This is a genomic window from Centipeda infelix ATCC 43532, from assembly GCF_000234095.1.
Classification (GTDB): Bacteria; Bacillota; Negativicutes; order Selenomonadales; family Selenomonadaceae; genus Centipeda; species Centipeda infelix.
In genome coordinates, this window is the sequence record NZ_JH376824.1 from 1 (window position 1) to 533 (window position 533).

Here is a 533-nt window from a genome sequence, read left to right on the forward strand (position 1 = left end):
GCTCCGTGCAACAGCTCCGGGACCGCGAGCGGTGGAAGGGGCGCCTGTAACAAAAGCTGTAAGCATATAAAAAGAGCCCGTGATTTCTCACGAGCTTATCTTTTGCGGCAACTACCTACTCTCCCACGTCGTCTCCAACGAAGTACCCTCGGCCTTTGAACGCTTAACTACTGTGTTCGGAATGGGAACAGGTGGAACCGTTCAGGCATCATCACCGCATGCTGACTTGTTCCAAGAGCAAAGCCCATAGGGCGCATGCGATTGGCTAAACAAGTCGTACGCATAAGTGTCCCAAGAGTCAAGTCCGTAAGGACGCCGACGATTGGCTGACACTACCTGCGCACTGAATGAGTGTTGTCCACTCAAAACTTCACAGAAGAAACTTCCTTGCAAATTGTTAGGCTATACCTTCTTAGAATAGCGGTCAACGTCATCCAATCACACGTCGCTTTCGCTCGTGTTCTTGGGACGTTTTCGCATACGACCTGTTGCCCGTTCAGCTTCATCCTACGGATTCGCTTCTCGGACAGGTC

At 51.4% G+C, this 533-nt stretch carries 1 rRNA gene; it reads right to left on the bottom strand.

Annotated elements, in window-relative coordinates:
• Nucleotides 1-102: 102 nt before the first annotated feature.
• Nucleotides 103-219 (bottom strand): 5S ribosomal RNA (rrf, locus tag HMPREF9334_RS11300).
• Between the last annotated feature and the right edge of the window lie 314 nt (nt 220-533).